This is a genomic window from Pseudomonas sp. W4I3, from assembly GCF_030816195.1.
Classification (GTDB): Bacteria; Pseudomonadota; Gammaproteobacteria; order Pseudomonadales; family Pseudomonadaceae; genus Aquipseudomonas.
On record NZ_JAUSXS010000001.1, the window covers coordinates 5,464,831 to 5,489,595 of the forward strand.

General features: G+C 60.7%; 22 protein-coding genes and 1 pseudogene. 16 read left to right on the forward strand and 7 right to left on the reverse strand.

Annotated elements, in window-relative coordinates; genetic code table 11:
- Window positions 1–40: 40 nt before the first annotated feature.
- From gap to QF045_RS27855, 8 genes and pseudogenes are all read left to right on the forward strand, one after another.
- Entirely contained in the window at window positions 41–1,042 is a 1,002-nt protein-coding gene (gene gap / locus QF045_RS24865) for a type I glyceraldehyde-3-phosphate dehydrogenase (protein ID WP_124388026.1), read from the forward strand.
- Between the two features lie 202 nt (window positions 1,043–1,244).
- Window positions 1,245–1,763 (forward strand): RNA polymerase sigma factor, encoded by a 519-nt coding sequence (locus QF045_RS24870; RefSeq protein WP_306494449.1) that lies wholly within the window; start codon window positions 1,245–1,247, stop codon window positions 1,761–1,763.
- Between the two features lie 75 nt (window positions 1,764–1,838).
- Window positions 1,839–2,807, forward strand: a complete 969-nt coding sequence (locus tag QF045_RS24875) for a FecR domain-containing protein (protein WP_306494450.1) — start codon at window positions 1,839–1,841, stop codon at window positions 2,805–2,807.
- A 116-nt stretch (window positions 2,808–2,923) separates the two neighbouring features.
- Complete coding sequence (locus QF045_RS24880) at window positions 2,924–5,488, forward strand: TonB-dependent receptor (protein WP_306494451.1); 2,565 nt, start codon at window positions 2,924–2,926, stop codon at window positions 5,486–5,488.
- Window positions 5,489–5,624: 136 nt separating this feature from the next.
- Entirely contained in the window at window positions 5,625–6,233 is a 609-nt protein-coding gene (locus QF045_RS24885) for a biliverdin-producing heme oxygenase (RefSeq protein ID WP_306494452.1), read from the forward strand.
- Between the two features lie 166 nt (window positions 6,234–6,399).
- Window positions 6,400–6,801 carry a YbaN family protein gene (locus tag QF045_RS24890; protein WP_306494453.1) on the forward strand — a complete coding sequence of 134 codons (402 nt, stop codon included), beginning with the start codon at window positions 6,400–6,402 and terminating at the stop codon, window positions 6,799–6,801.
- 275 nt (window positions 6,802–7,076) lie between these two features.
- A pseudogene (locus tag QF045_RS27850) lies at window positions 7,077–8,216 on the forward strand (HAMP domain-containing protein); the annotation flags it as partial.
- Window positions 8,217–8,318: 102 nt separating this feature from the next.
- Entirely contained in the window at window positions 8,319–9,074 is a 756-nt protein-coding gene (locus QF045_RS27855) for a methyl-accepting chemotaxis protein (protein WP_373424497.1), read from the forward strand.
- Between the two features lie 41 nt (window positions 9,075–9,115).
- Here QF045_RS27855 and QF045_RS24900 read toward each other — a convergent pair whose 3' ends face one another.
- Window positions 9,116–9,616: an Lrp/AsnC family transcriptional regulator gene (locus QF045_RS24900; RefSeq protein ID WP_306494454.1), complete on the reverse strand. Its 501-nt coding sequence runs from the start codon at window positions 9,614–9,616 to the stop codon at window positions 9,116–9,118.
- Between the two features lie 119 nt (window positions 9,617–9,735).
- On the opposite strand from QF045_RS24900, the gene QF045_RS24905 reads away from it, so the two are divergent.
- The 3 genes from QF045_RS24905 (at window position 9,736) to QF045_RS24915 (ending at window position 13,445) form a co-directional block, all read left to right on the forward strand.
- Window positions 9,736–10,770 carry a histone deacetylase family protein gene (locus tag QF045_RS24905; RefSeq protein ID WP_306494455.1) on the forward strand — a complete coding sequence of 345 codons (1,035 nt, stop codon included), beginning with the start codon at window positions 9,736–9,738 and terminating at the stop codon, window positions 10,768–10,770.
- 48 nt (window positions 10,771–10,818) lie between these two features.
- Window positions 10,819–11,871 carry an ornithine cyclodeaminase gene (locus tag QF045_RS24910; protein ID WP_306494456.1) on the forward strand — a complete coding sequence of 351 codons (1,053 nt, stop codon included), beginning with the start codon at window positions 10,819–10,821 and terminating at the stop codon, window positions 11,869–11,871.
- 143 nt (window positions 11,872–12,014) lie between these two features.
- Window positions 12,015–13,445: an amino acid permease gene (locus QF045_RS24915; protein ID WP_306494457.1), complete on the forward strand. Its 1,431-nt coding sequence runs from the start codon at window positions 12,015–12,017 to the stop codon at window positions 13,443–13,445.
- A gap of 185 nt (window positions 13,446–13,630) precedes the next feature.
- Here QF045_RS24915 and QF045_RS24920 read toward each other — a convergent pair whose 3' ends face one another.
- Complete coding sequence (locus tag QF045_RS24920; RefSeq protein WP_306494458.1) at window positions 13,631–14,194, reverse strand: NAD(P)H nitroreductase; 564 nt, start codon at window positions 14,192–14,194, stop codon at window positions 13,631–13,633.
- Between the two features lie 139 nt (window positions 14,195–14,333).
- Between QF045_RS24920 and QF045_RS24925 the strand changes: the two genes are divergently transcribed.
- Genes QF045_RS24925 through QF045_RS24935 form a run of 3 tightly spaced genes read left to right on the forward strand, consistent with a single transcriptional unit; the run spans window position 14,334 to window position 17,984 of the window.
- Window positions 14,334–15,773 (forward strand): di-heme oxidoredictase family protein, encoded by a 1,440-nt coding sequence (locus QF045_RS24925; RefSeq protein WP_306494459.1) that lies wholly within the window; start codon window positions 14,334–14,336, stop codon window positions 15,771–15,773.
- A gap of 31 nt (window positions 15,774–15,804) precedes the next feature.
- Window positions 15,805–16,869 carry an imelysin family protein gene (locus QF045_RS24930; protein WP_306494460.1) on the forward strand — a complete coding sequence of 355 codons (1,065 nt, stop codon included), beginning with the start codon at window positions 15,805–15,807 and terminating at the stop codon, window positions 16,867–16,869.
- A 2-nt stretch (window positions 16,870–16,871) separates the two neighbouring features.
- Window positions 16,872–17,984 carry a DUF1513 domain-containing protein gene (locus tag QF045_RS24935; protein WP_306494959.1) on the forward strand — a complete coding sequence of 371 codons (1,113 nt, stop codon included), beginning with the start codon at window positions 16,872–16,874 and terminating at the stop codon, window positions 17,982–17,984.
- 61 nt (window positions 17,985–18,045) lie between these two features.
- Here QF045_RS24935 and QF045_RS24940 read toward each other — a convergent pair whose 3' ends face one another.
- The 5 genes from QF045_RS24940 to colR form a co-directional block, all read right to left on the reverse strand.
- Window positions 18,046–18,273: a hypothetical protein gene (locus tag QF045_RS24940; RefSeq protein WP_306494461.1), complete on the reverse strand. Its 228-nt coding sequence runs from the start codon at window positions 18,271–18,273 to the stop codon at window positions 18,046–18,048.
- Window positions 18,270–18,989: a lipopolysaccharide kinase InaA family protein gene (locus QF045_RS24945; protein ID WP_306494462.1), complete on the reverse strand. Its 720-nt coding sequence runs from the start codon at window positions 18,987–18,989 to the stop codon at window positions 18,270–18,272. The genes QF045_RS24940 and QF045_RS24945 overlap by 4 nt, the downstream gene beginning before the upstream one ends.
- Before the next feature lie 4 nt (window positions 18,990–18,993).
- Window positions 18,994–19,674, reverse strand: coding sequence for a class I SAM-dependent methyltransferase (locus tag QF045_RS24950; protein ID WP_306494463.1), 681 nt, complete (start codon window positions 19,672–19,674; stop codon window positions 18,994–18,996).
- A 188-nt stretch (window positions 19,675–19,862) separates the two neighbouring features.
- Entirely contained in the window at window positions 19,863–21,143 is a 1,281-nt protein-coding gene (locus QF045_RS24955) for a HAMP domain-containing sensor histidine kinase (protein WP_306494464.1), read from the reverse strand.
- Window positions 21,133–21,816: a two-component system response regulator ColR gene (colR, locus tag QF045_RS24960; RefSeq protein WP_003208587.1), complete on the reverse strand. Its 684-nt coding sequence runs from the start codon at window positions 21,814–21,816 to the stop codon at window positions 21,133–21,135. The genes QF045_RS24955 and colR overlap by 11 nt, the downstream gene beginning before the upstream one ends.
- A 200-nt stretch (window positions 21,817–22,016) precedes the next feature.
- On the opposite strand from colR, the gene QF045_RS24965 reads away from it, so the two are divergent.
- Window positions 22,017–23,966, forward strand: coding sequence for an LTA synthase family protein (locus tag QF045_RS24965; protein WP_306494465.1), 1,950 nt, complete (start codon window positions 22,017–22,019; stop codon window positions 23,964–23,966).
- Between the two features lie 51 nt (window positions 23,967–24,017).
- Window positions 24,018–24,737, forward strand: coding sequence for a phosphatase PAP2 family protein (locus tag QF045_RS24970; protein WP_306494466.1), 720 nt, complete (start codon window positions 24,018–24,020; stop codon window positions 24,735–24,737).
- Window positions 24,738–24,765: the final 28 nt, after the last annotated feature.

Genomic DNA, 24,765 nt, shown 5'->3' on the forward strand with positions numbered 1-24,765 from the left:
CTTGTAATTCTTACAACAAATCGACGATAGGCACCTTCCAATGACTCTACGCATCGCAATCAATGGTTTTGGCCGTATCGGCCGTAATGTCCTGCGCGCACTGTATACCCAAGGCTACCGCCAGGATTTGCAGATCGTCGCCATCAACGATCTGGGCGACAGTTCGATCAATGCCCACCTGCTCAAATACGACACCGTCCATGGCACATTCGAAGCAGAGGTCGCTCACGATCAGGAAAGCCTGACCGTCAATGGCGACCGGATCGCCGTCAGTGCCATTCGCAACCCGGCCGACCTGCCGTGGGCCGCGCACAAGATCGACGTGGTGTTCGAATGCACCGGGCTGTTCACCGACCGTGACAAGGCTGCCGCCCATATTACCGCCGGCGCGCGCAAGGTGATCATCTCCGCTCCAGCCAAGGGCGCGGACGCGACCGTGGTCTATGGCGTGAACCATGACATTCTGCGTCAATCGCACCAGATCATCTCCAACGCATCGTGCACCACCAACTGCCTGGCGCCGGTCGCCCAGGTGCTGCACCGCGAACTGGGCATCGAAAGTGGCCTGATGACCACTATTCACGCCTATACCAACGACCAGAACCTGACTGACGTCTACCACACCGACCCGTACCGCGCGCGTTCGGCCACCCAGAACATGATCCCGAGCAAGACCGGCGCCGCTGAAGCCGTCGGCCTGGTGCTGCCGGAGCTCGCGGGCAAGCTGACCGGCATGGCCGTGCGCGTGCCGGTGATCAACGTGTCGTTGGTGGACCTCACCGTACAGCTGAAGAAAGAAGCCACGGCTGATGAAGTCAACGCGCTGTTGAAGCACGCCAGCCAACACTCGAAAATCCTCGGCTACAACACCCTGCCGCTGGTTTCCAGTGACTTCAACCATAACCCGCTGTCGTCGATCTTCGACGCCAACCACACCAAGGTCAGCGGCAAGCTGCTTAAAGTGCTGGCCTGGTATGACAACGAGTGGGGCTTCTCCAACCGCATGCTGGATAACTGCCTGGCGCTTTGCAACGCCGAGTAAAAACCCATTTGGAATGGGGCTTGTGTGGGAGGGGGCTTGCTCCCGATGGTGGTGTGTCAGTCACTCATATATTGACTGGCACACCGCTATCGGGAGCAAGCCCCCTCCCACATTTGAGCGGTGCAAGGCTGTAGAAATAGCCACTTGCCATTTCAGTTGATGATAAGCATTATCATTAACTGCAAATCGGTCTGGTATCACTGTGAGCCAATCTCGCTTCAACCACGTTTTTCTCACCCAACGGGTGATCCTGCTGCGCACTCTGCAACGCATGGTGAATAACCACAGCACTGCCGAGGACCTGTTGCAGGAAACCTACCTGCGCGTGACTCGGGCCCTGAGTGAGCGGCCGATCGACCACCTGGAACCCTTCGTCTACCAGACAGCGCGCAACCTGGCGCTGGATCATTTGCGTTCGCGCAGGATCCAGGCCCGCACCCTGCAGGAAGATGTCCCGCTGGATGTCCTGCAAAGTGTCGCCGCCCCGATCAGCACACCTGAAGACGCGACCCAGGCCGAGCAATTGCTTGAGCACCTGAGCGTCAGCCTGGGCCAGTTGAGCGCCCGCCAGCAACGCATCTTCATCCTCAGCCGCCTGCACGGTTGCAGCTACCAGGAGATTGCCGATCAGTTGCAGGTGTCCTTGAGCACCGTACAAAAGGAACTGAAGTTGATCATGGCCATCTGTGTAGGTGTGGCCGAACGGCTGGATCAGCCTTAAGCTTCACTCGGACAGAAGTGTCGATCCAAGCTGTAGGAAAAATGAATAGAACGTGGCGAAGACCCGAGGAACACCGTGACGGACCCGAATAAAGTGCGCCCCCATGAGCTGGCTCATGAGGTGCTGCAAGACGCGGCCATGGACCAAGCCCTCGATTGGCTGATCGCCTTGCAGTGCCCGCAGCCAGGCCAGCACGCCGCGTTCCAGGCCTGGCTGGCCGAGAGCCCGGCGCATGCCCACGCCTTTAACAAAGCCCAGGCTGCCTGGGGCGGCGCGCCGGTGCACAGCGCCGCCGTGGCCCTGGCCGCGCCGCGCAAACCGAGCGCCTGGCGCCGGGTCAAACCGCACTGGAAACCCCTGGCCACCGCGGCCGTGCTGCTGCTCGGCCTGTTCAGTTTCAGCAACCTGCCGGTACGCCTGCAGGCCGACCACCTCACCGTGGTCGGCGAGCGCCAGCGCCTGCAACTGGACGAAGGTTCCAACGTGCTGTTGAACACCAATTCGGCGTTTTCCAGCAGCGTCACAGACCACCAGCGCATCGCCCGCCTCTACCAGGGCGAAGCGTTTTTCGACATCGCCCCAGCCCGTGGCCTGCCGCTGGAAATCGACGCCGGCCCGGTGCGCGCCAGCGTGCAGGACACCGCGTTTGCCGTGCGCTATCTCGACGGCGAAGCCCAGGTGCAAGTGCAGCGCGGTGATGTCGACCTGAGCAATACCTTCAACGACGCGCGGGTGCGCCTGAGTGCCGGCCAGAGCATCCGCATCGGCCCCAAGGGCTTCGGCCAGCCGGCCAAGCTGGATGCCGGTAAGGACCTGGCCTGGGTTCAGGGCCGCCTGGTCTTCGAGAACTGCCCGATGAGCGAGGTGCTGACGGAGCTGCGTCGCTATTACCCGGGCTGGATCGTCAACACCAACGACAAGCTCGCCAGCGTCGCGGTCACCGGCAATTATCGCCTCGACCAGCCGCTGGATGTGGTGCGTTCCCTGGCCCACATCACCTCGGCCAAGCTGTCGGAATACCCGGCGCTGGTCATCTTGAACTAAATGAGAATTATTTTTACTCGATCCTGACCGGCGATACGTCTCGTTATAGCCAATGCAACTGATTCCTATTTGGATAGGTTCGCAACTATAAGATTCGTATCTCCGGAGCGCTCTCGATGTCCTCTCGTTTCAACCGCCGGTCTTGTTCGCCCGTCCTGTCTCTGCTGACCGCCGCCATACTGATGGCCGGCGCGCCGGCGATGGCCGCCACTGCCGCCGAACCGGTGCCGCGCAGCCACGGCAACTACACGTTCAGCATCGAACAGCAGCCACTGGTGTCGGCACTGAATGCCTTTACCGGCGTGACCGGCTGGCAAGTCGGCCTGCCGGCTGAATTGGGCCAGGGTGTATCGTCCCCAGGCGTGCGCGGTGCGTTGTCGCCGGAGAAGGCGCTGGAGCGGCTGTTGGCGGGGACAAACCTGAGCTATCGCAAGCTGGGCAATAACAACATCGTCCTGGAGAAACGTGCCACCGGCAGCGCTCTGAACCTGCAGCAAGTGACCATCAGCGCCACCCGCACCGAGCAGGATGTGGACAGCGTACCGAGCATGGTCAGCGTGCACGACCGCCAGGAGCTGGACCGCCAGAACGTCAACACCACCCGCGAACTGGTGCGTTACGAGCCGGGCGTGTCGGTGGGCGGCGCCGGCACCCGCTCGGGCAACGCGGGCTATAACATTCGCGGTATCGACGGCGATCGCATTCTTACTCAGGTCGACGGCGTGGAAGTGCCGGACAACTTCTTCAACGGCCCCTACGCCAAGACCCGGCGCAACTACGTCGACCCGGAAATCGTCAAGCGCGTGGAAATCCTGCGTGGTCCGGCCTCGGCCCTGTACGGCAGCAGTGCGATTGGCGGCGCGGTGAGCTACTTCACCCTCGACCCGGATGACATCATCAAGCCCGGCCAGGACGTCGGCGCGCGCCTGAAGACCGGTTACAGCTCCGCCGACGAAAGCTGGCTGACCTCCGCCACCGTCGCCGGCCGCGTGCAGGACTTCGACGGCTTGCTGCACCTGAGCCAGCGCAACGGTCACGAAACCGAATCCTATGACGGCAACAACGCCACCGGCCTGGCCCGCACCGGCGCCAACCCCGAAGACGCGCGCACTACCAACGTGCTGGCCAAACTGGGTTGGAATTACGGCGACGACAACCGCCTGGGCCTGACCTACGAGAAGTACAAGGATGATCGCGACGTCAACCTGAAGAACGCCGTGGGCGGCCCTTTCGTCGGTGGACGCGGTTTCAACCTTTACCGAGACCGTCGCGGCAACGACACCATTACCCGCGAGCGTTTCGGCCTGGAAAACAGCTTCGCCCTCGACTCGCCCATCGCCGACCGCATCAAGACCAGCCTCAATTACCAGATCGCCAAGACCGACCAGACCACGGCTGAAATCTACCAGTCGGGCCGTCGCGTATTGCGCACCCGCGATACGCTGTACGAAGAGAAACAGTGGGTCTTCGATGCGCAACTGGACAAGGCCTTCAGCCTCGGTGACACCGATCACCAAGTGACCTACGGCACCACGCTCAAGCAGCAGAAAGTCACCGGTTCGCGCGAAGGCAGCGCCACCTGCCTGGCGGTCGGCAGCGGCTGCACCGCCATCGGCGCGCCCAGCCCATCGGCCGGCGACAGCGTGAAGAAAGCCAGCGACTTCCCCGATCCGACCATCAACACCTATTCGCTGTTCGCCCAGGACCAGATCACCTGGGACAAATGGACCTTCCTGCCCGCCGTGCGCTATGACTACACCCGGCTCAAGCCCAAGCTGACCGAGGAATTCCTCAGCACCGTGAACCCCACCGGTGAATATTCCGTCGACGGCAAGGACAAGACCTGGCACCGCGTCACGCCCAAGTTCGGCCTGACCTACGCCCTGACCGATCAATACACTTGGTTCGGCCAATACGCCGAAGGTTTCCGCACACCGTCCGCCAAAGCCCTGTACGGCCGCTTCGAAAACCTCAACCTGGGCTACACCGTGGAGCCCAACCCCGACCTCAAGCCGGAAACCAGCAAGGGCATCGAAACAGGGCTGCGCGGCAAGTTCGACGAGGGCTCGTTTGAAATCGCGGTGTTCTACAACAAATACCGCAACTTCATCGACGAAGACAACGCGGTGGTCGGCGGCACCGTCGAACAGTTCCAGGCGGTGAATATCAAGCGCGCCACCATCAAGGGCGCCGAAGCCAAGGGTCGCCTGAACCTGGATGCCTTCGGTGCGCCACAAGGCCTGTATACCCAGGGTGCGGTGTCCTACGCCCATGGCCGCAACGACGACAACGGCGAGCCGCTCAACAGCGTCAACCCGCTCAAGGGCGTCTTCGGCCTGGGCTACGATCAGGACAGCTACGGCGGCCTGGTGAGCTGGACCTTGGTGAAAAAACAGAATCGCGTCGACAGCAGCACTTTCCACGCGCCGGACGGCGATACCAGCGGCCCGTTCAAGACGCCGGGGTTCGGCATTCTCGACCTGACCGCCTACTACAAAGTCACCCACGACGTGACCATCAACGGCGGCGTCTACAACCTCACCGACAAGAAGTACTGGAACTGGGATGACGTACGCAGCTACGACAGTGTCGGCGAAGCCGCGGTGACCGGCCCGGCCAACCTCGATCGCCTGACCCAGCCGGGCCGCAACTTCGCGATCAATGTGATCTGGGACATCTGACGGCAACCGCCTCACCTCGCCGCGATGATTTCGCGGCGGGGTGAGGATTTTTTACTGTGCCGCGTCTTCCTGTTCGTCTAGTTGATAACCGCTCTCTTTAGAGCCAACAGGCGCTACCCCTTCTCAAGGACTTTTTATGACCGCTTCTCCTACCGCAGAACGTCCAAGCCTGCGCTCCCAGCGCCTGAACCAGATCACCCACGAACCGCACACCAAGCTCGACGCGCTGGTCAAAGCCCACGCCCCGTTTGAAACCCAGGCCAACTTCGCCCGCTTCGTGGTGGCGCAGTACCTGTTTCAATCGGAGTTGGTCGCGCTGTACAACGATGCCGAACTGAACCAGATCATCCCGGACCTGGCCCAGCGCTGCCGCGCAGACGCTGCCAGGCTCGACCTGGGCGACCTCGACACCGACGTGCCTGCACCGGTTGCCGGTGCCGTCAACAACCCCGGCCGCGCCGAAGCCTTGGGCTGGCTGTTCGTCTCCGAAGGCTCCAAACTGGGCGCTGCCTTCCTGATCAAACGTGCCGTGGGCCTGGGCCTGAGCGAAACCTTCGGTGCCCGTCACCTGGGCGAGCCGGCGGGCGGGCGTGCCGAAGGCTGGAAACGCTTCACCCGCACCCTCGATGCGATGCAACTGAGCGCCGAAGAGGAAGGCGCCGCGGAGAAAGGTGCGATCGATGCGTTCGTGCGCTTCACCGTATTGCTGGAACAGGCGTACGCTAGCGCCCCTGAACTGGCCTGAGCCCCAATTTAAGCGCGATCCAATGTGGGAGGGGGCTTGCTCCCGATGGCGGTGTATCAGTCAACGAATCTATTACTGACCCACCGCCATCGGGAGCAAGCCCCCTCCCACATTCAGACCGCATTTCAATGCTGACTTTTTTGTTGCTCCCAACCTTGCACACACCATGACCGGCAAACTCCAATCCACCTCTAAAATCGCGCAGATCCTGTACGGCCTGCTGGCCTACGTCAGCCTGGGGATCGGCCTGGTGGCGATTGTCATACCGGGTTTGCCCACCACCGAATTCATCCTGCTGGCCGCCTGGGCCGCCACTAAAAGCTCACCACGCCTCAGCGCCTGGCTGGAAAACCACCGCCTGTTCGGACCGATCCTGGTCAACTGGCGCAATGGCAAGATCATCGCGCGCCGGGCCAAAGTCAGCGCCACCGTGAGCATGTTGCTGTGCGCCGCGCTGATGCTGGTGATGCTCGACCATGGCTGGCCGATCTACCTGGCAATCGCCGGCATGAGCCTGGGCAACCTGTGGATCTGGTCGCGCCCCGAACAGCTCGCACGCCCCGTATAACGCTGCGTGCAGGCGCCTACCGCTCATCGGCTGTTACTCATGAATTGATTTGTTACGCCGATGTTTCAGGCATGGCGCCGAATGGACTTGGCACTTTTGCGTGCTTCTCAACAAGTCCATTCGTGAGTGAACCTATGTTCGACACCCTCTCTATCCGCTTGAAAATCGTGCTGCTGTCCGGCCTCTGCCTGCTAGGCGTGATTGCACTGGTGGTCGGCATTAACATCTACAACACCAACCAGAACGACCAACTGGTCAGTGACTCAAGCTCACGAATGCTGACGGCCAGCGTAGAACAGCTGCTACAGGCCAAGGCGGCCGAACAGGCCGTGCAGTTGCAGAAAACTTTCAACGAAAACCTGCTAGTGGTCACCGCCCTCGCCGACCAGGTCAAAGACCTGCGCAACCTAGGGACCAAGCGTTCCCTGGAAGCCGGAGCCCTGCGCGAAGATCTCAATCAGAGCGTAAAAACCGCCTTTGACCGCAACACCAAGGTGCTGGGCATCTGGCTGTCGTTCGAACCCAACGCACTGGATGGCAAGGACAGCGAATTCGTTGACGACAAGGCGCGCGTCTCCAACGAGAAAGGCCGCTTCTCCAGCTATTGGAGCCGGGCCGGCGGCGAAAGCCTGAACACGATCATGGTTGAAGATGACCTGACGAAAACCACCCTCAACCTCAGCGGCACGCCCTACAACATTTGGTACACCTGCCCACGCGATACGCGCACCACCTGCCTGCTGGACCCGTACGAAGACACGGTGGCCGGCAAACCCGTGCTGATGACCACCATCTCCCAGCCTTTGATCGTGGACGGCAAGGTGATCGGCGTGGTCGGTGTGGACATCGCCCTCAATGCCCTGCAAGCCGTCACCGATGCGGCTCAGAAAGACCTGTTCAACGGCGCTGGGCATTTGGAAGTGCTGTCCAGCACCGGCCTGATCGCCGCCTACAGCGGTGAGCCGGCGCGCGTGGGCAAGAACCTGATCGACACCCTTGGCGCCGAAGGCAAAGAGATCGTGCAACTGCTCGCCAATGATCGCCCGATGATCCGCGAACAGGACGAGACCATTCGCACCGTGTACCCCGTCAAGCCGATTGCCGACGCCAAATCCTGGGGCGTCGTGATCAAGCTGCCCAAGGCCGTGATGCTCGCCGATAACGTCAAGCTGCAAGCGGTGCTTGACGACGCGCAGTCCACAGGAACCCTCAAAGCCTTGCTGGTCGCGGCGGCCGCCGGCCTTGTTGGCCTGCTGCTGATCTGGCTGACCGCCACCGGCGTGACCCGCCCGATCAACAGCGTGGCGGCCATGCTCAAGGACATCGCCAGCGGCGACGGCGACCTCACCCAACGCCTGGCCTATGCCAAAAAAGACGAACTGGGCGAGCTGGTGAACTGGTTCAATCGCTTCCTCGACAAGCTGCAACCGACCATTGCGCAGATCAAGCAGAGCATCACCGAAGCGCGCGGCACGGCCGACCAGTCCTCGGCCATTGCGCGTCAGACCAGCGAAGGCATGCAGGTGCAGTTCCGCGAAATCGACCAGGTGGCCACCGCGTCCAATGAGATGAGTGCCACCGCCCATGACGTCGCCAACAGCGCCTCCAACGCCGCCAGCGCGGCACGCGGCGCGGACCAGTCGGCACGCGAAGGCATGTCGATCATCGAACAAAGCACCCGCGACATCACCACCCTGGCCGAGGAAGTCAGCAAGGCGGTGGGCGAAGTCGAGGCGTTGGCCGTCAACAGCGAACAGATCGGTTCAGTCCTGGAAGTGATCCGCAGCATTGCCGAACAGACCAACCTGCTGGCGTTGAACGCGGCAATCGAAGCGGCGCGTGCCGGGGAAAGCGGGCGCGGTTTTGCGGTGGTGGCCGATGAGGTGCGCAACCTGGCCAAACGCACCCAGGATTCGGTCGAGGAAATTCGCCTGGTGATCGAACGCATCCAGAGCGGCACCCGCGGCGTCGTGGCGACCATGCACTCGAGCCAAAGCCAGGCCCAGAGCAATGCCGGGCAGATCCATCAGGCCGTGCAGGCGCTGGGCAAGATCAGCGACGCGGTGACGGTGATCAGCGACATGAACCTGCAGATCGCCAGCGCCGCCGAACAGCAAAGCGCAGTGGCTGAAGAGGTCAATCGCAACGTCTCGGCGATCCGCACCGTGACCGAAACCCTCACCGGCCAGGCCACCGAGTCGGCGGCCATCAGCAGCCAGCTCAATGCCTTGGCCAGCCAGCAGATGAAGTTGATGGATCAATTCAAGGTTTAAGCAACACCACACCTCAATGTGAGAGGGGGCTTGCCCCCCGCTCAGTCCTTTCCCGGTTTTGGTATCGCAATGCGGCTACTGGACTTGATTTCACGCAACGCCAGGCTGGACTGGATGGACGCAATGCCCACCTGACGTCTGAGCACCTGCTCGACAAAGTCGCTGTAGCTATCAAGATCCTTCGCCAACACCTGCAACACGTAATCGGCATCACCAGTGATCTTGTGACAGGCCAACACTTGCGGCAATTGCGCAATCACCGCCTCGAAGGCGTCCGGAGCATGGTCGGCATGGGTAGAAAAACGGATATGCACAAACGCCATGATATCCAACCCCAGCATGCGTCGATCAAGGTTGGCTTGATAGCCTTTTATGACGCCCGCCTCCTCCATTCTCTTACGCCTTCGCCAACAAGGCGTCAGGCTTGACGATAGTCGCTCACTGAGCTCGGAATTGGAAATACTCGCGTCCTCCTGCAGCAACTCAAGGATAGCGAGGTCGGTTTGGTCAAGGCTGATACGTTTGGAACTTTTTTTCTGCATTAAGCCATTCCTGAGTAAAAAAACCCGAAATATCTGCTAATCCGCGAAAACAAAGCAAAGAAATCGCCTCCTGGCCAGAACAGAATATTTGCACTGGTTCACATTAACGGATGCGCAGAATGTTTACAGTTTTTAGTGATTCCCACCGTTTGCACCACGGCACAGAATTAAAAGACGGCGTACTCAAGCCGTCCTTCGAACAACCAAGCCGGGCCGATACCGTCCATGACCGCGTCAAGCAGGTCGGCCTGGGCCAGATCATCGAACCGCGCGCATTTGACCGGTCGTGCTACGTCAATGCGCACAGCGAGCGCTACGTCAGTTTTCTGGAAAGTGCCTGGACGCAATGGTGCGCAACCGGACGCACTCACGATGCTTTGCCGCTGGTATGGCCCGTGCGCGATCTGGCCAACGACCAAGTACCGACCTTCATCGACGGCAAGTTGGGTTTCTACGCCATGGATGCCGGCTCCCCGATTACCGCCACCACTTGGCAAGCTGTAAAAACCAGCGCCGATATAGCCCTCACCGGCCTTGCCCTGATCGATGAAGGCCATGACAGTGCGTTTGCGCTGTGCCGCCCGCCGGGACATCACGCTGCACGCGAATACATGGGCGGCTACTGCTACCTCAATAACGCGGCCATTGCCGCACAACGGGCCATTACCCAAGGCGCCCAGCGTGTTGCGGTACTGGATGTCGATTTTCATCATGGCAATGGCACACAGAACATTTTCTACGACCGCAGTGACGTGATGTTCGTCTCGCTGCACGGCGAGCCGGCCGTCTCCTATCCCTACTACTCAGGCTTCAGCAGCGAAGTCGGCGCCGGCCTTGGCGAGGGGTTCAACCACAACTACCCCTTGCCCAAAAGCACCACTTGGGAAAGCTACGGCAACGCCCTGCGCCATGCCTGCAGAACGCTCAAGCACTTTGCCCCAGAGGTGCTGGTGATTTCGCTGGGAGTCGACACATTCAAGGACGATCCCATCAGCCATTTCCTGCTGGAAAGCGATGATTTCATCGGGATCGGAGAGCTTATTGCCAGCGTTGGCTGCCCCACTCTGTTCGTGATGGAAGGGGGTTACATGGTCGACGAAATCGGCATCAACGCCGTCAACGTGCTGCACGGATTCGAGAGCAAACGCAGCTGAGCCATCCCTCGCTCAACGGCCTTCAATTCTGGAACGGAGAATAAGAACATGACGCTTTTCATAGATGTCGATGACGCTGCACGCCTGTTTACCCAAGTGGGCATCCGGCGCGCTATCCGCGACATGGCGACCTACATCAAGGCTGACTACGCACGCTGGGCGCACTTTGATAAATCGCCGCGCACCGCCAACCACTCGGCAGCAGGCGTCATCGAACTGATGCCCACGGACGATGGCCAGCAGTATTCATTCAAATACGTGAACGGCCATCCGCACAACGGCCAGCAGAACCTGCTGACGGTCATGGCTTTCGGTGTCCTGGCTGATGTGCAGAGTGGCTATCCCACCCTGCTCAGCGAACTGACCTTGACCACTGCCGTGCGTACCGCCGCAACGTCCGCGCTGGTGGCGCAGTCCTTGGCTCGCTCGAATGCGACCTCGATGGCCCTCATCGGCAACGGTGCCCAAAGTGAATTCCAGGCGCTCGCCTTTCATGACCTGTTGAGCATCAGCGAAATCCGCATCTTCGATATCGATCACGACGCGTCCCTCAAGTTGAAGCATAACCTCGCGATGTTTCCGGACATCGAAGTCATTCTGGCCGGCTCCGTGAAGGAAGCAGTCAAAGGCGCGGATATCGTCACCACGGTCACCGCCGACAAAGCCTATGCAACGATTCTGACCCCCGACATGATCGAGCCCGGCATGCACATCAATGCGGTCGGCGGTGACTGCCCGGGTAAAACCGAACTGCATGCCGATATCCTGCGCAACGCCCGGGTCATCGTCGAATTCGAGCCGCAGACACGCATTGAGGGCGACATTCAGCAACTGGAAGCCGACTCTCCCGTGATCGAATTTTTCCGGATTGCGCGGGGTGAAGTGGTTGGACGCGAAAACGATACGCAGGTGACTGTCTTCGATTCGGTGGGCTTTGCCTTGGAGGACTTTTCGTCACTGCGCTACCTCAACGATCTGGCCCAGGCACAGCAAATCGGTCGACGCATCCACCTCGTACCGACGCCGGCCAACATCAAGAACCTCTTTCAACTGCTGGATCCGCTACCGGCCAAAACCTCGCGCCTGCGCACCGTCAACTGATCGGAATGGCCGCCCCCCAGCCACTTGGCGAGGGGGCCATCGCCTTCCAGGCATGCCTGTGATTAGCCGCTGTATTTCTAACAAGAACGCTCGACACCTACTTTCTGCCAAAACTCAAAAACATAAAATCAAGAGGTTTTGCAATGAAATCGAATTCTTCCGGGCTGCTTGAACAGCCCGCGCTGCAGCGCACGCTGGGCAATCGTCACATCCAGCTAATGGCCATGGGCGGTGCCATTGGTACCGGCCTGTTCATGGGCTCCGGGAAGATCATCGCCCTCTCCGGGACGTCGATCATCCTCATCTACATGATCATCGGACTGTTCGTGTTTTTCGTCATGCGTGCCATGGGCGAAATGCTCCTGTCCAATCTCAACTTCAAAACCTTTGCCGACTTCGCCGGTGCGTACCTCGGCCCGCGCGCAGCATTCTTCCTCGGCTGGTCGTACTGGCTGAGCTGGAGCGTGGCGGTGATCGGCGATGCCGTCGTGGTCGGCGGATTTTTCCAGTATTGGTTTCCCGACGTGCCGGCGTGGATACCCGCGGTCGGGATGCTGGCGACCCTGTTCGCGCTCAACGTGCTGACGGTCAGGCTGTTCGGGGAGGTGGAGTTCTGGTTCGCAATCATCAAGATCATTGCGGTGGTGACCCTGATCGGCGTCAGCACCGTGCTGATTGCCAGCTCGTTCGTCTCACCCAGCGGGGTCACCGCGTCCCTGAGCCACCTGGTGGATAAACAGGCAGCGTTCCCTAACGGATTGTTCGGCTTCTTTGCCGGATTTCAAATGGCGATTTTCTCCTTCGCCGGCACTGAGCTGATTGGCACAGCCGCCGCCGAAACTCGATCTCCGGAGAAAACCCTGCCCAAGGCAATCAACTCGATTCCGCTGCGGATCATCTTGTTCTACGTGCTGGCCCTGATCTGCATTATTGCTGTGACGTCCTGGCAGCAGGTGTCCGCAATCAAGAGCCCGTTTGTCGAACTGTTTCTTGTGGCAGGGTTCCCCGCAGCAGCTGGCATCGTCAACTTCGTGGTACTGACGTCTGCGGCGTCATCGGCAAACAGCGGCGTATTTTCATCGAGCCGTATGCTGTTCGGGTTGGCCAACCAAGACAACGCGCCCCACGTATTCCGACGGCTGTCGAGTAACAGCGTGCCGCTGTTGAGCTTGGCGTTCACGATGCTGTTGATGCTGGTGGGAGTATTGGTGCTGTTCGTCGTTCCGCAAGTCATGACAGCCTTTACTATCGTCTCTACCGTGTCGGCGATCCTGGTGATTTTCACGTGGTCGACGATCCTGGCGTCTTATATTGCCTATCGCAAAAAACGCCCTGATCTGCATGCGAAGTCGGCTTACAAGATGCCTGGGGGAGTACCGATGGCCTGGGTTTCCCTGGCGTTTCTGGGCTTTGTGCTCTGCCTGCTGGCGTTGCGGCCTGATACGCGTATTGCCCTGATGGTCATGCCGGGATGGTTCGTGTGGCTGGCAATTGCTTATCAGTTGACTCGCGCCTTGAAGCCAACGTCTGACGCTATTCCTGGCAGGCAGAACGCGACAGTGGCGCAGCCCTAATGAAACGAATGGCTTGATCCACTCGGACTCACCAAAAGCTGCTGGGTATGTACCACCGCCATCGGGCAAGCCTCAATACCTGTAGGAGCGAGCTTGCTCGCGAAAAACGCCCAGACAACGCGTTCATTCTGGATAAACGAGTGGGCCCTGAGTGCTTCGCGAGCAAGCTCGCTCCTACAAAAACCTTACAGACCGGTCCAGGCCTGGACGAACGCTGTCAGGTCTTCCTTCGGCGCGGTGCGCGGCGGGTTCTGTGGGGTGCCCAGGTAGAGAAAGCCAATCACTTCCTCGCCAGCTGCCAGCCCCAGGCCTTTGGCGACGTGGGCCGAGTAGGACAATTCACCCGTGCGCCACACCGCACCAATCCCCTGGGCATAAGCCGCCAGCAGAATGCCGTGGGCCGCGCAGGCGGCTGCCAGCAGTTGTTCGGACTTGGGCACCTTGAAGTGCTCCTGCAGGCGAGCAATCACCACCACCACCAGCGGCGCGCGCAATGGGCCGTTCTGGGCCTTGTCGATCGCGGCTTGCGGGGCATCGGCATCGTGCAGGCGGGCGGCTTCGGCCAACAGCGTGCCCATCTGCTCACGGGCGGCACCTTCCACGGTGAGGAAACGCCACGGGCGCAACTGGCCGTGGTCGGGCGCACGCATGGCGGCGGCGAACAGCACGTCGCGCTGCTCCTGGGTCGGTGCCGGTTCGAGCAAGCGCGGCACGGAAACACGGTTGAGCAAAGCGTCGAGAGCCTGCATTGGCCACCTCCTGAAAAAAATGTGCGGTCATTCTAGCGGAATGAATCGGCATGCCACCAAACGATAATTGCTCTTATTCAAACTGCCCCGCCCTGTTAGACTTTGCGACCACCTTTTTCGCCTTCGTTCAGGAAACTCGATGTTCCGTTCGCTACTTCACCTGTGCGCAGCCTTGATGGCCCTGGGCCTGACCGCCTGCGACGATGCCCCTCGGTTTACCCAGGCCGAGCCGGGTGAAGCGCGCGCTGGCGGTGCCACGACGGTGAACAAGCGTGACCAGAACGCGTTTTCCCTGCCCTCGGCCAACCTGGCGCCCACCCGCCGCCTGGACTTCAGCGTCGGCAACAGTTTCTTTCGCAGCCCCTGGGTGATCGCGCCGTCCACCACCACCGCACGAGACGGCCTGGGCCCGCTGTTCAATACCAACGCCTGCCAGAACTGCCATATCAAGGACGGCCGAGGCCATCCACCGCTGGCCGACGCGCCGAACGCCGTGTCGATGCTGGTCCGCCTGTCGATCGCCGCGCCTGTTACCGAAAAGGAACCTTACGCCAAACTCATCGAGCAACTCGGCGTGGTGCCAGAGCCGGTGTATGGCGGGCAACTGCAGGACATGGCCGTGCCTGGCGTGGCCCCGGAGGGCAAGGTGCGGGTCGATTACACACCGGTGAACGTCCAGTTCAAGGACGGTACGGTGGTCGAGTTGCGCAAGCCCGACCTGCAGATCACCCAGCTCGGCTATGGCCCGATGCACCCCGACACGCGTTTCTCTGCGCGCATCGCTCCGCCGATGATCGGCCTGGGGCTGCTCGAAGCCATCAGCGACGCCGACATCCTGCGCAACACCGACCCGGAGACTGCTGACAGCGAAGCCATCGTCGGCCGGGCGAACCAGGTGTGGGATGACGCCGAGCAAAAAACCGTACTCGGTCGGTTTGGCTGGAAAGCCGGGCAACCCAACCTCAATCAACAAAATGTTCACGCGTTTTCTGGTGATATGGGCCTCACCACCTCCTTGAGACCCTTCGATGACTGCACCGACGCCCAAGTCGCCTGCAAACAGGCGCCCAACGGCAACGGCCCCGATGGCGAGCCGGAAGTCAGCGACAACATCCTGCGCCTGGTGCTGTTCTATACGCGTAACCTCGCCGTGCCGCTGCGCCGCGACGTCAACGCTCCGCAGGTGCTGGCCGGCAAGAACCTGTTCTACCAGGCCGGTTGCCAGGGCTGTCACAAACCGACGTTCACCACGGCCGCCAACGCCGCTGAACCTGAACTGGCCAACCAGGTGATCCGCCCCTACAGCGATTTGCTGCTGCACGACATGGGCGAAGGGCTGGCCGACAACCGTACCGAATTCAAGGCCGGTGGCCGCGACTGGCGTACCCCGCCGTTGTGGGGCATCGGCCTGACGCAAGCCGTCAGTGGCCACACCCAGTTCCTGCATGACGGCCGCGCCCGCAACCTGCTCGAAGCCGTGCTCTGGCATGGCGGGCAAGCGCAAGCGGCGCAGCAGCATGTGTTGTCATTCGATGCCGAGCAGCGTGCCGCGTTGCTGGCGTTCCTGAATTCTCTATAAGCTTTGCCCCAATTACTGAAGGGAGCTCGACATGTTCCGTCCCAAGTTGTTGTTCACCAGCCTGGCCGCCCTCGCCCTCGGCGCCTGCTCGCCCCAGGACCCGCAAGCGGTGACCTCGGCGGCCATCGCCAAGCAAGTCATCCTGCCGACCTACAGCCGTTGGGTTGAAGCCGACCGTCAACTGGCCGTCAGCGCCCTGGCCTACTGCCAGGGCAAGGAAAGCCTGGACACCGCCCGCGCCGACTTCCTCCACGCGCAGAAAGCCTGGGCCGAGCTGCAACCGCTGCTGATCGGCCCGCTGGCCGAGGGCAACCGTGCCTGGCAGGTGCAGTTCTGGCCGGACAAGAAGAACCTGGTAGGCCGCCAGGTCGAGCAACTGGTTGCCAGCCAGCCACAGATCGACGGCGCCGCCCTCGCCAAATCCAGCGTGGTGGTGCAAGGCCTGTCGGCCTACGAATATATCCTCTACGACGCCAAGCCTGACGTTGCCGACGAAACCCAGAAAGCCCGGTACTGCCCGCTGCTGATCGCCATCGGCGAGCGCCAGAAAGCCCTGGCCGAAGAGATCCTGGCCAGCTGGAACAGCACCGACGGCATGCTGGCGCAGATGACCAAGTTCCCGAACCAGCGCTATGCCGATTCCCACGAAGCCATCGCTGACCTGCTGCGCGTGCAAGTGACCGCCCTGGACACCCTGAAGAAAAAACTCGGCACGCCGATGGGCCGCCAGACCAAGGGCATCCCGCAACCGTTCCAGGCCGATGCCTGGCGCAGCCAGTCGTCGCTGCAAAGCCTTGAAGCCAGCCTCGCGGCCGCCCAGACCGTTTGGGTGGGTGTGGACAACAAAGGCTTGCGCGGTCTGCTGCCGGCAGAGCAGAAAGCCCTGGCCGAAAAGATCGACGCCGCGTATGCCGCGTCGCTGAAACTGTTCGCCAGCAACCAGCGTTCCCTCAACGAACTGTTGAACGATGACGCCGGGCGCCAGCAACTCAACGATCTCTACGACAGCCTCAACGTGGTCCATCGCCTGCATGAAGGCGAGCTGGCCAAGGCGCTGGGGATCCAACTGGGCTTCAATGCCAACGACGGTGACTGATGATGCTCAGGCGACAGGCTTTGGCGGTTGGCAGCGTGCTGCTCAGCGCACTCACGCTGGGTGGCTGGACGCTGTTCAAAGGTAATGGCGCTTCACAAAGCAAGCACGGTCCGTTGCTGCTGTCGGCGCGTGACGATGCCGACGGCAAGCACTACGCCGTAGGTTATCGGCTGGACGGCAAGCAGGTGTTCGCCACTCAGGTCGGCCAGCGCTGCCACGACATCATCAACCACCCGACGCTGCCGATTGCGCTGTTCGTCGCCCGCCGCCCGGGCACCGAGAGTTACCTGGTCGACCTGCGTGATGGCGCACTGCTGCAAACCATTACCTCCAACGCCAACCGCCACTTCTATGGACACGCCGTGATCCACAAAGACGGTGAATGGCTGTACGCCACCGAGAACGACACGTCGGACCCCGGCCGTGGTTTGCTCGGGGTGTACCGGTTCGAAGGCGAGCGGCTGGTGCACAGCGGGGAACTGTCGACCCATGGCATCGGCCCGCATCAGGTGTCATGGATGCCCGATGGCGAAACCCTGGTGGTGGCCAACGGCGGCATTCGCACCGAAGCCGAAAGCCGCGTGGAGATGAACCTCAACGCCATGGAACCGAGCCTGGTGCTGATGCACCGCGACGGCAGCCTGATCAGCAAGGAAACCCTGGGCCAGCAAATGAACAGCGTGCGCCACATGGGGATCGCCAGCGATGGCACCATTCTCACCGGGCAGCAGTTCATGGGGCCGTCCCAGGAACGTTCCGAATTGCTCGCGATCAAGCGTCCGGGCCAGCCGTTCGTGGCTTTCCCGGTGGCCGATGAGCAGTTGCAGGCGATGGGTCACTACACCGCCAGCGTCGCGGTGCACAGCGAGCTGCGGCTGGTGGCGCTGACAGCACCGCGTGGCAACCGGTTGTTTATCTGGGACATGGACAGCGGCGAACTGCGCCTGGATGGGCCCTTGCCAGACTGTGCCGGTGTGGGCGCGGTGGCGGACGGGTTTGTTGTGACGTCAGGCCAGGGGCGCTGCCGGTTCTACGATTGCCGCCAGGAAAAATTGCTCGCGCAGCCGCTGGAATTGCCGGCGGGGTTTTGGGATAACCACCTGCATCTGGTCTGATTCCCGATTGCAAAAAAAAGGGCCTCGCATCGCAAGGCCCTTTCCGGGGGTTTCAATCGTTTCAACTTTGCGGCCTCATCGCCTGAGACATCCCGAACATGAACAAAAGCAGCTCATGATCGGGTTTGGCCGCCACACTGACCTTGGCGATACGTGGCTGCAGGCATTGCCCACCGCCCTGCACCGCACTGAGTACCTGTGTGCGAGGCTGTTCCCACGCGGCCAGGGCCAGGGCTGCAATGCCCAATGCCCCGACCAGGAACAAACCTCGTGCTATTTCTAGCTTCATCTGGATAAACCCTTGATAGCGCTGCCAAACGCCGTCTCGTAAAAGTAGCTGAGTTTCTTCCAGTCGGTATCGTTCCACGACGAATGGCGGCGCAATTGCAGCATGTCATGGGAGGCGGCCCGATAAGCGGTCAGACGCTGGCGGCATTTTTCAAAGTCCAGCAGCGCCACTTCCACGTTCACCGCGTCACCTTCGCCGGTAACCCGTACGAAGATATGCTTGATGTACAGGCAACCATGCTGCCAGCGCCCCTTGTGCATGCGCGCCAGGGTGCCGGCCAGTTCCTTGAGCACGCGTTCATGCACCTCTTCACCGTATTGCTCACGGCCGCCGGCGGCGTACCAGTTTTCAATCTCGTCGAAACCGTCCAGCGAAGCGGTGACCAGCAGGGCCTTCCACTGATGCTCCGGGTCGCGTCGCGCCTCGCAGAACACCAACTCCGGCACGCGTACATCCAGCAAGCGCAAGCCCTTGAGGGCATCGCGCTCACGCAACACGGTCGGACGCCCAAACGGATGCAACCAGCTGCGGTAGATGTGTCCGGTCTGGCGCTTGCAATAGAGCAAGCGCCCATTGGGACTGACCACCCGCTGCACGCCACTCTCACCGCCACGCCGACGATTGGGCTCTTCAACCCATTCACCCTGCTGACGCCAGAAAAAATCAAATCGTTCTTCGGGAGCTACATGACTGCCTACTACGCACTCAACTGCCATCCTGTTACCTCTTACGCAATACATAAACTCGCCACATGGCGTAGAGCGGCATGAAGTCCAGAGACTCCTGAACTCGGAAACCGGCCTGCTCGAATTCTGCCTCGACAGTAGCAGCCGGTAACACAAACCGGTTTTGGTAACCTTCCTGCTCACCTTTCTTGCGACGACGCACTTCGGCGCGCTTGCGCTTCCAGGCCTTGAAATTGCCGTCCACCCAGAGCGACATAATCACGCTGTCGCGGGTAACACGTTGAAACTCACGCAGTATTGTCATTCTGTGCGCAGGGTCACCGATGTGGTGCATCAAGCGCATGCAGAAAATACTGTCGACCGAATTATCTGGCAAATCGATATCAAAGGCGGATGTCTGCAAAGGGCGTACCCGTTTCACCACATCCGCTGGTTGAGCCACCGTGGCGACTTTCAACATCGACGCCGAATTGTCGGCCCCGATAATCACGCGGTTGGGTTTCTCGGCCAGCAACGGCCAGAACCGACCGGCGCCACACGGCAGGTCGAGCACCAGACCCGGCTCACCGGCCATGGCCAGCGCACCGCGCGCCAGTTGCTCGTCGCGCTTGTGGGACAACCGGCGAGCCAGGTTGTCCTGATGCTTGAGCAAATATTGCTGCGCGTGTTGATCGTCGTACTTTTCTGAGAATTCCAACTTGATCGGGGAAGGCATCTTACGTCTCCGGTAACTGATGCCTACAACCCTATGCAGAGAACTGTGATGAACAAGTCAACTCATTGTGAAAAACTTGTCCTGTCTAATCTCATACATTTCAAGACTTTACAGAAACATTTAGTAGCACCGGGCCATCTTCGCTGAAAAGAACGCAACGTGCAGCAGCAAACTGACAGACTGAACGGTCAGGTTTTGACCCGGCCCAGTTCGACATGAAAACGGCAGCCATTGGGCTCCATGGTGCTCAACGTCACGCTCCAGCCTTGGCTTTCACAGATACGCTGCACCAGCGACAAGCCGAGCCCCAAGCCGTCGCCGCGCTTCTCGCTGCCGCGCACGAACGGCTCGAACATCGCCTCGCGCTTGTCTTCAGGAATGCCCACCCCGGAATCTTCCACCACAAAGCCGCTCGGCTCCAGGGTGAGGCGGATGAAGCCCTGCTCGGTGTAATGCAGTGCATTGCGCAACAGGTTGCCCATTACGGCGTGCAGGAACGTGGTGTTGTAGCGCGTGTCCAGCGGGTTGCCAGGGCAATAGATCAATTCCAGGCCTTTTTGCTCGATGGGCCCGCGCCAGATCCCGAGCAGGTCCTCGGCGACCTGTGTCAGGTTGACCTGGGCCGACATGGCGGCATCGTCGTGTTTGGCGCGGGCCAGCATCAGGAAGGTCTGTACCAGTTCGCGCATTTCTTCACAGGCCCGGGCGATACGCAGGACCTGGTTGCGACCCCGTTGATCGATAGCCGGGTTCTCCAGCAGCAGCTCACAGGAACTGGCCAACACCATCAGCGGTGTGCGCAGTTCATGGCTTACATCGCTGGTAAACAGCTGTTCGCGAGACAGCGCCTGGCGCAAGCGACCCAGCGTGGCATCGAATGCCACCGCCAACTCGCCCACTTCATCGGCCGCATAATCCGGCGCCAACGGCGGTGCAAGTCCCAGCAGTTGGTCGCGATGGCGCACCTGACGCGCCAGCCTTACCACCGGCGCCATCACCCTGCGCGCCAGCACCCACCCCAGAAAGACCGCCAACGCCAGGCTGAGCACGAAGCCCACCAGCACCACGGCAAACAGGACGCGCTCGCGCTCTTCGAAATCGCTCTGGTCCTGCAGCAGCACATAGCGCCGCCCGTCGATCACTTCGACCATGGCGTGGTACGACAGCGACTCGCGAAACACTTCATGAAAGCCTGGGTCCAGATGGCGCAAGTCCTTGGGCAGTTCGAAATCGCCGGGGCCGCCGCTGAAATAGAACAACTGGTCAGGCTCGGGCCGGTGTCGCCAGTCTTCCATGCTGTCCATCAAGAGCAGGCGTTGCAGGTCACCGCCCAGGCCCGCCGAAATCAACTTCTCTTCCACCAGGTGCACCGTCGCGACGATGCCCATGGCGAAGGCCCCCGCCACCAACGCGCTCATCAACGCAAAGGCAATGATGATCCGCTGGGCAAGGCTTTGCTTAAACTCCATCACGGCCCTCGGCCAGGCGATAGCCCACACCGTGCACCGTTTGCAGCAGCGGCTTGGCGAAGGGCTTGTCGATCACTTGGCGCAATTGGTGAACGTGGCTGCGCAGGCTGTCGCTGTCCGGGCAATCGTCGCCCCACAAGGCTTCTTCGAGGATTTCGCGGCGCAATACGTGCGGGCTTTTCTGCATCAACACCGCCAGCAGCTTCAGGCCGACCGGGTTGAGCTTGAGCAGGCGCCCTTCGCGCGTGACCTCCAGGGTATCGAGGTCGTAGTTCAGGTCACCCACCTGCAAGGCACGACGCCCGCCACCCTGGGCACGGCGCAGCACCGCTTCGATACGCGCGGCCAGTTCGGACAAGGCGAACGGCTTGAGCAGGTAATCATCGGCCCCGGACTTGAAGCCCTGCAGCCGGTCGTCCAGTTGGTCGCGGGCGGTGAGCATGATCACCGGCGTGTCGCGCCGCGCGTCTTCGCGCAGGCGTTTGCACAGGGTGTAACCATCGATCCCCGGCAGCATGATGTCGAGCACGATCAAGTCGTAGTGCTCGGTGGCGGCCAGGTGCAGGCCCGACAAACCGTCCTGCGCACAGTCCACTGTGTAGCCTTTTAGCCCCAGGTAATCGGCCAGGTTGGCCAGAATATCGCGGTTGTCTTCAACCAATAAAATTCGCATGGGCAGTGTCTCCGTACGCGGTAACGGCCGTGTTGGCTCGCGCAGCTTAAGGCCAAGTGTCGCTCAGGGATAGACCCGCAGGGCCCGTCGATAAAGGTTTTCAACTGATTATTCAGCTGAACGAGTTTTTCACTATAGCTTCACAAACTGACTACAGTGTCAGCGTGAAGATCGCCCCCATTGATAAAAGGAAATTGGACATGGGTTTTCCCAAAACTGCGCCTATGCGCTATCTGCTGTTGATAACCGGTGCCTGGCTGGTTGTTTTCCTGCTCACTCGCAGCGTGCTGCTCATCACTCACCTGGACGAGGTGAGCGGCAACCTGCTGCCGGTGTTTGGCGTGGGTGTGCTCTACGACCTCGGTTTCCTGGCCTATGCGGCGCTGCCGCTGGGGCTGTACCTGTTGCTGTGCCCGCCTGCGCTGTGGCGCCGCCGTGGTCACCGCTGGTTCCTGCAAGCGCTGCTCACGGTGAGCCTGTTCGCGATGCTGTTCACGTCGGTGGCCGAATGGCTGTTCTGGGATGAATTCGGCGTGCGCTTCAACTTTATTGCCGTTGATTATCTGGTGTACTCCGACGAGGTATTGAACAACCTGTTGGAGTCCTACCCGATCGGCAAGCTGCTCAGCCTGCTGGCGATGCTCGCGCTGATCCTGAGCGTGGTACTGCGCAAGCCTTTCAACGCGGCGATGGCCGCGCCTTTGCCGGTGCTGCGTGGCCGCTTGGTGAGTGCCCTGGCCTTGCTGGTGGTCGCCGGCCTCAGCCTGCAGTTGATCAGCCAGGACAGCCCGCGCACCCAAGGCGGCAACGCGTACAACAACGAACTGGCCAGTAATGGTCCCTATCAGTTCTTTGCCGCGTTCCGGAACAACGAACTGGACTACACACAGTTCTATAAAAGCCTGCCGACCGAGGTGGTCGCCAAGCAATTGCGCGCCGAACTCAGTGAGCCTAATGCGCGCTTCGTCGACCAGGACCCGCTGGATATCCGCCGCGCCATCACCAACCCCGGCACGCTGCGCAAACCCAATATCGTGCTGGTCACCATCGAGAGCTTCAGCGCCAAATACATGGGCAGCAACGGTGATGAGCGCAACCTCACACCCAACCTCGATGCGCTGCGCAAACAGAGCCTGTTCTTCAATAACTTCTATGCCACCGGTACGCGTACCGACCGTGGCCTGGAAGCCATCACCCTGGCGATTCCTCCTACGCCCGGGCGCTCTATCGTCAAGCGCATCGGCCGCGAAAGCGGTTTCGCCAGCCTGGGGCAGCAGCTCTCCGCGATTGGCTACGACAGCGTGTTCGTCTACGGCGGGCGCGGCTATTTCGACAACATGAACGCGTTTTTCAGCGGCAATGGCTACCGCGTCGTCGACCAGAGCAGCGTGCCCGAATCAGAAATCTCGTTCAAAAATGCCTGGGGCATGGCCGACGAGGATCTCTACAAACAAACCCTGAAACTGGCCGACGGCGACTACGCCAAGCAGCAGCCGTTCCTGCTGCAGTTGATGACCACCTCCAACCACCGCCCCTACACCTACCCGGACGGGCGTATCGATATCAAATCCGGCAAGGGCCGCGACGGTGCGGTGAAATACACCGACTACGCCATCGGCCAATTCCTCGACGCCGCGCGGCAGAAGCCCTGGTTCGATAACACGATCTTCGTGTTTGTTGCCGACCACACCGCCGGCAGCGCAGGCAAGGAAGACCTGCCCATCACCAACTACCAGATACCGCTGTTTATCTATGCGCCCAAGCTGATCGACGCCCGAGAAAACGCGCAACTGGCCAGCCAGATCGACCTCGCGCCCACGCTGCTGGGCCTGATCAACCTGAGCTACGAATCAACGTTCTTCGGCCGCAACCTGCTGCAGGACAATCCGCTGCCACCGCGCGTGGTGGTCGGCAACTACCAGCACCTGGGCCTGTTTGATGGGACTAACCTGGCGATCCTCAGCCCGCGCAAAGGCCTGCGTCGCCATGACCAGGCGCTGGGTGACAGCCAGGAACTGCGCGTGGGCAGCGATGACCCGTTGATCCAACGGGCCATCACTTATTACCAGGCCGCCAGCTATGACTACAAACAACAATTGCTGAGCTGGAGAGCCCCCAAGGAAGAGGCCCCTGTCTTGAGCACACGCTAATCGGAAAGTCCCGTACAGGTGAGTACGGGACTTTTTTTGCCAAGGTTCGTCATGAATCCCCCCGCCTCTCTTCCCGTTTCAAAACCGCTGAATTTCTGGCTGTGTCTAGGCCTCCCCGCCGGCGCTGCACTGGCCTTGCTGCTGCTGCAGCTGACCTCGCTGGACATGGACCTGGCCAAACGCTTCTACGACGCTGAGCAGGGTGCTTTCATTGGCCGCTACAGCTTCTTCCTCGAAGACATCCTGCATGACCGGGCCAAGCAACTGGTGATCCTGTTCTCGGTACTGGCGATCCTCGCACTGGTCGGCAGTTTCATCCTGCAGCGACTCAGGCCTTATCGCCGCGAGCTGGTGTGCCTGGTGCTTTCCCTGGGATTGGCGACGGCCTTTGTGGCGCCGCTGAAAACTGTCACCGCCGTGCAATGCCCGTGGAGCCTCAAGGAGTTTGGTGGCCAGGAAACCTACAGCGAACTGCTCAGCCCTCGCCCGCCTACCGATAAACCCGGTCGCTGCTGGCCGGGCGGGCATGCGGCGACCGGGTTCGCCTTGTTCGCCTGGTTCTTTGCCCTGCGCGATCGCCGGCCACGCATGGCGCGCAACGCATTTATCTTTGCGGTGGCCTTGGGCAGCGTCTTTTCAATCAGCCGCATGCTGCAAGGCGCGCACTTTTTTTCCCACAATGTGTGGACGGCAATCTTCTGCTGGTTGATCTGCCTGGGCCTGTATTGCGTGCTGTTGTACCGGCCATCGAAGTCCGTCACCTCGCTTTGACGGCTTGCGCAACCCCCATAAAAAAACC

Excerpts from the sequence above, each read along its gene's own strand:
- gap (WP_124388026.1), top strand. The coding sequence starts at position 41 with ATGACTCTACGCATCGCAATCAATGGTTTTGGCCGTATCGGCCGTAAT.
- QF045_RS24880 (WP_306494451.1), top strand. The coding sequence starts at position 2,924 with ATGTCCTCTCGTTTCAACCGCCGGTCTTGTTCGCCCGTCCTGTCTCTG.
- QF045_RS24885 (WP_306494452.1), top strand. The coding sequence starts at position 5,625 with ATGACCGCTTCTCCTACCGCAGAACGTCCAAGCCTGCGCTCCCAGCGC.
- QF045_RS24890 (WP_306494453.1), top strand. The coding sequence starts at position 6,400 with ATGACCGGCAAACTCCAATCCACCTCTAAAATCGCGCAGATCCTGTAC.
- QF045_RS27855 (WP_373424497.1), top strand. The coding sequence starts at position 8,319 with ATGCAGGTGCAGTTCCGCGAAATCGACCAGGTGGCCACCGCGTCCAAT.
- QF045_RS24900 (WP_306494454.1), bottom strand. The coding sequence starts at position 9,616 with ATGCAGAAAAAAAGTTCCAAACGTATCAGCCTTGACCAAACCGACCTC.
- QF045_RS24905 (WP_306494455.1), top strand. The coding sequence starts at position 9,736 with ATGTTTACAGTTTTTAGTGATTCCCACCGTTTGCACCACGGCACAGAA.
- QF045_RS24910 (WP_306494456.1), top strand. The coding sequence starts at position 10,819 with ATGACGCTTTTCATAGATGTCGATGACGCTGCACGCCTGTTTACCCAA.
- QF045_RS24915 (WP_306494457.1), top strand. The coding sequence starts at position 12,015 with ATGAAATCGAATTCTTCCGGGCTGCTTGAACAGCCCGCGCTGCAGCGC.
- QF045_RS24920 (WP_306494458.1), bottom strand. The coding sequence starts at position 14,194 with ATGCAGGCTCTCGACGCTTTGCTCAACCGTGTTTCCGTGCCGCGCTTG.
- QF045_RS24925 (WP_306494459.1), top strand. The coding sequence starts at position 14,334 with ATGTTCCGTTCGCTACTTCACCTGTGCGCAGCCTTGATGGCCCTGGGC.
- QF045_RS24930 (WP_306494460.1), top strand. The coding sequence starts at position 15,805 with ATGTTCCGTCCCAAGTTGTTGTTCACCAGCCTGGCCGCCCTCGCCCTC.
- QF045_RS24935 (WP_306494959.1), top strand. The coding sequence starts at position 16,872 with ATGCTCAGGCGACAGGCTTTGGCGGTTGGCAGCGTGCTGCTCAGCGCA.
- QF045_RS24940 (WP_306494461.1), bottom strand. The coding sequence starts at position 18,273 with ATGAAGCTAGAAATAGCACGAGGTTTGTTCCTGGTCGGGGCATTGGGC.
- QF045_RS24945 (WP_306494462.1), bottom strand. The coding sequence starts at position 18,989 with ATGGCAGTTGAGTGCGTAGTAGGCAGTCATGTAGCTCCCGAAGAACGA.
- QF045_RS24950 (WP_306494463.1), bottom strand. The coding sequence starts at position 19,674 with ATGCCTTCCCCGATCAAGTTGGAATTCTCAGAAAAGTACGACGATCAA.
- QF045_RS24955 (WP_306494464.1), bottom strand. The coding sequence starts at position 21,143 with ATGGAGTTTAAGCAAAGCCTTGCCCAGCGGATCATCATTGCCTTTGCG.
- colR (WP_003208587.1), bottom strand. The coding sequence starts at position 21,816 with ATGCGAATTTTATTGGTTGAAGACAACCGCGATATTCTGGCCAACCTG.
- QF045_RS24965 (WP_306494465.1), top strand. The coding sequence starts at position 22,017 with ATGGGTTTTCCCAAAACTGCGCCTATGCGCTATCTGCTGTTGATAACC.
- QF045_RS24970 (WP_306494466.1), top strand. The coding sequence starts at position 24,018 with ATGAATCCCCCCGCCTCTCTTCCCGTTTCAAAACCGCTGAATTTCTGG.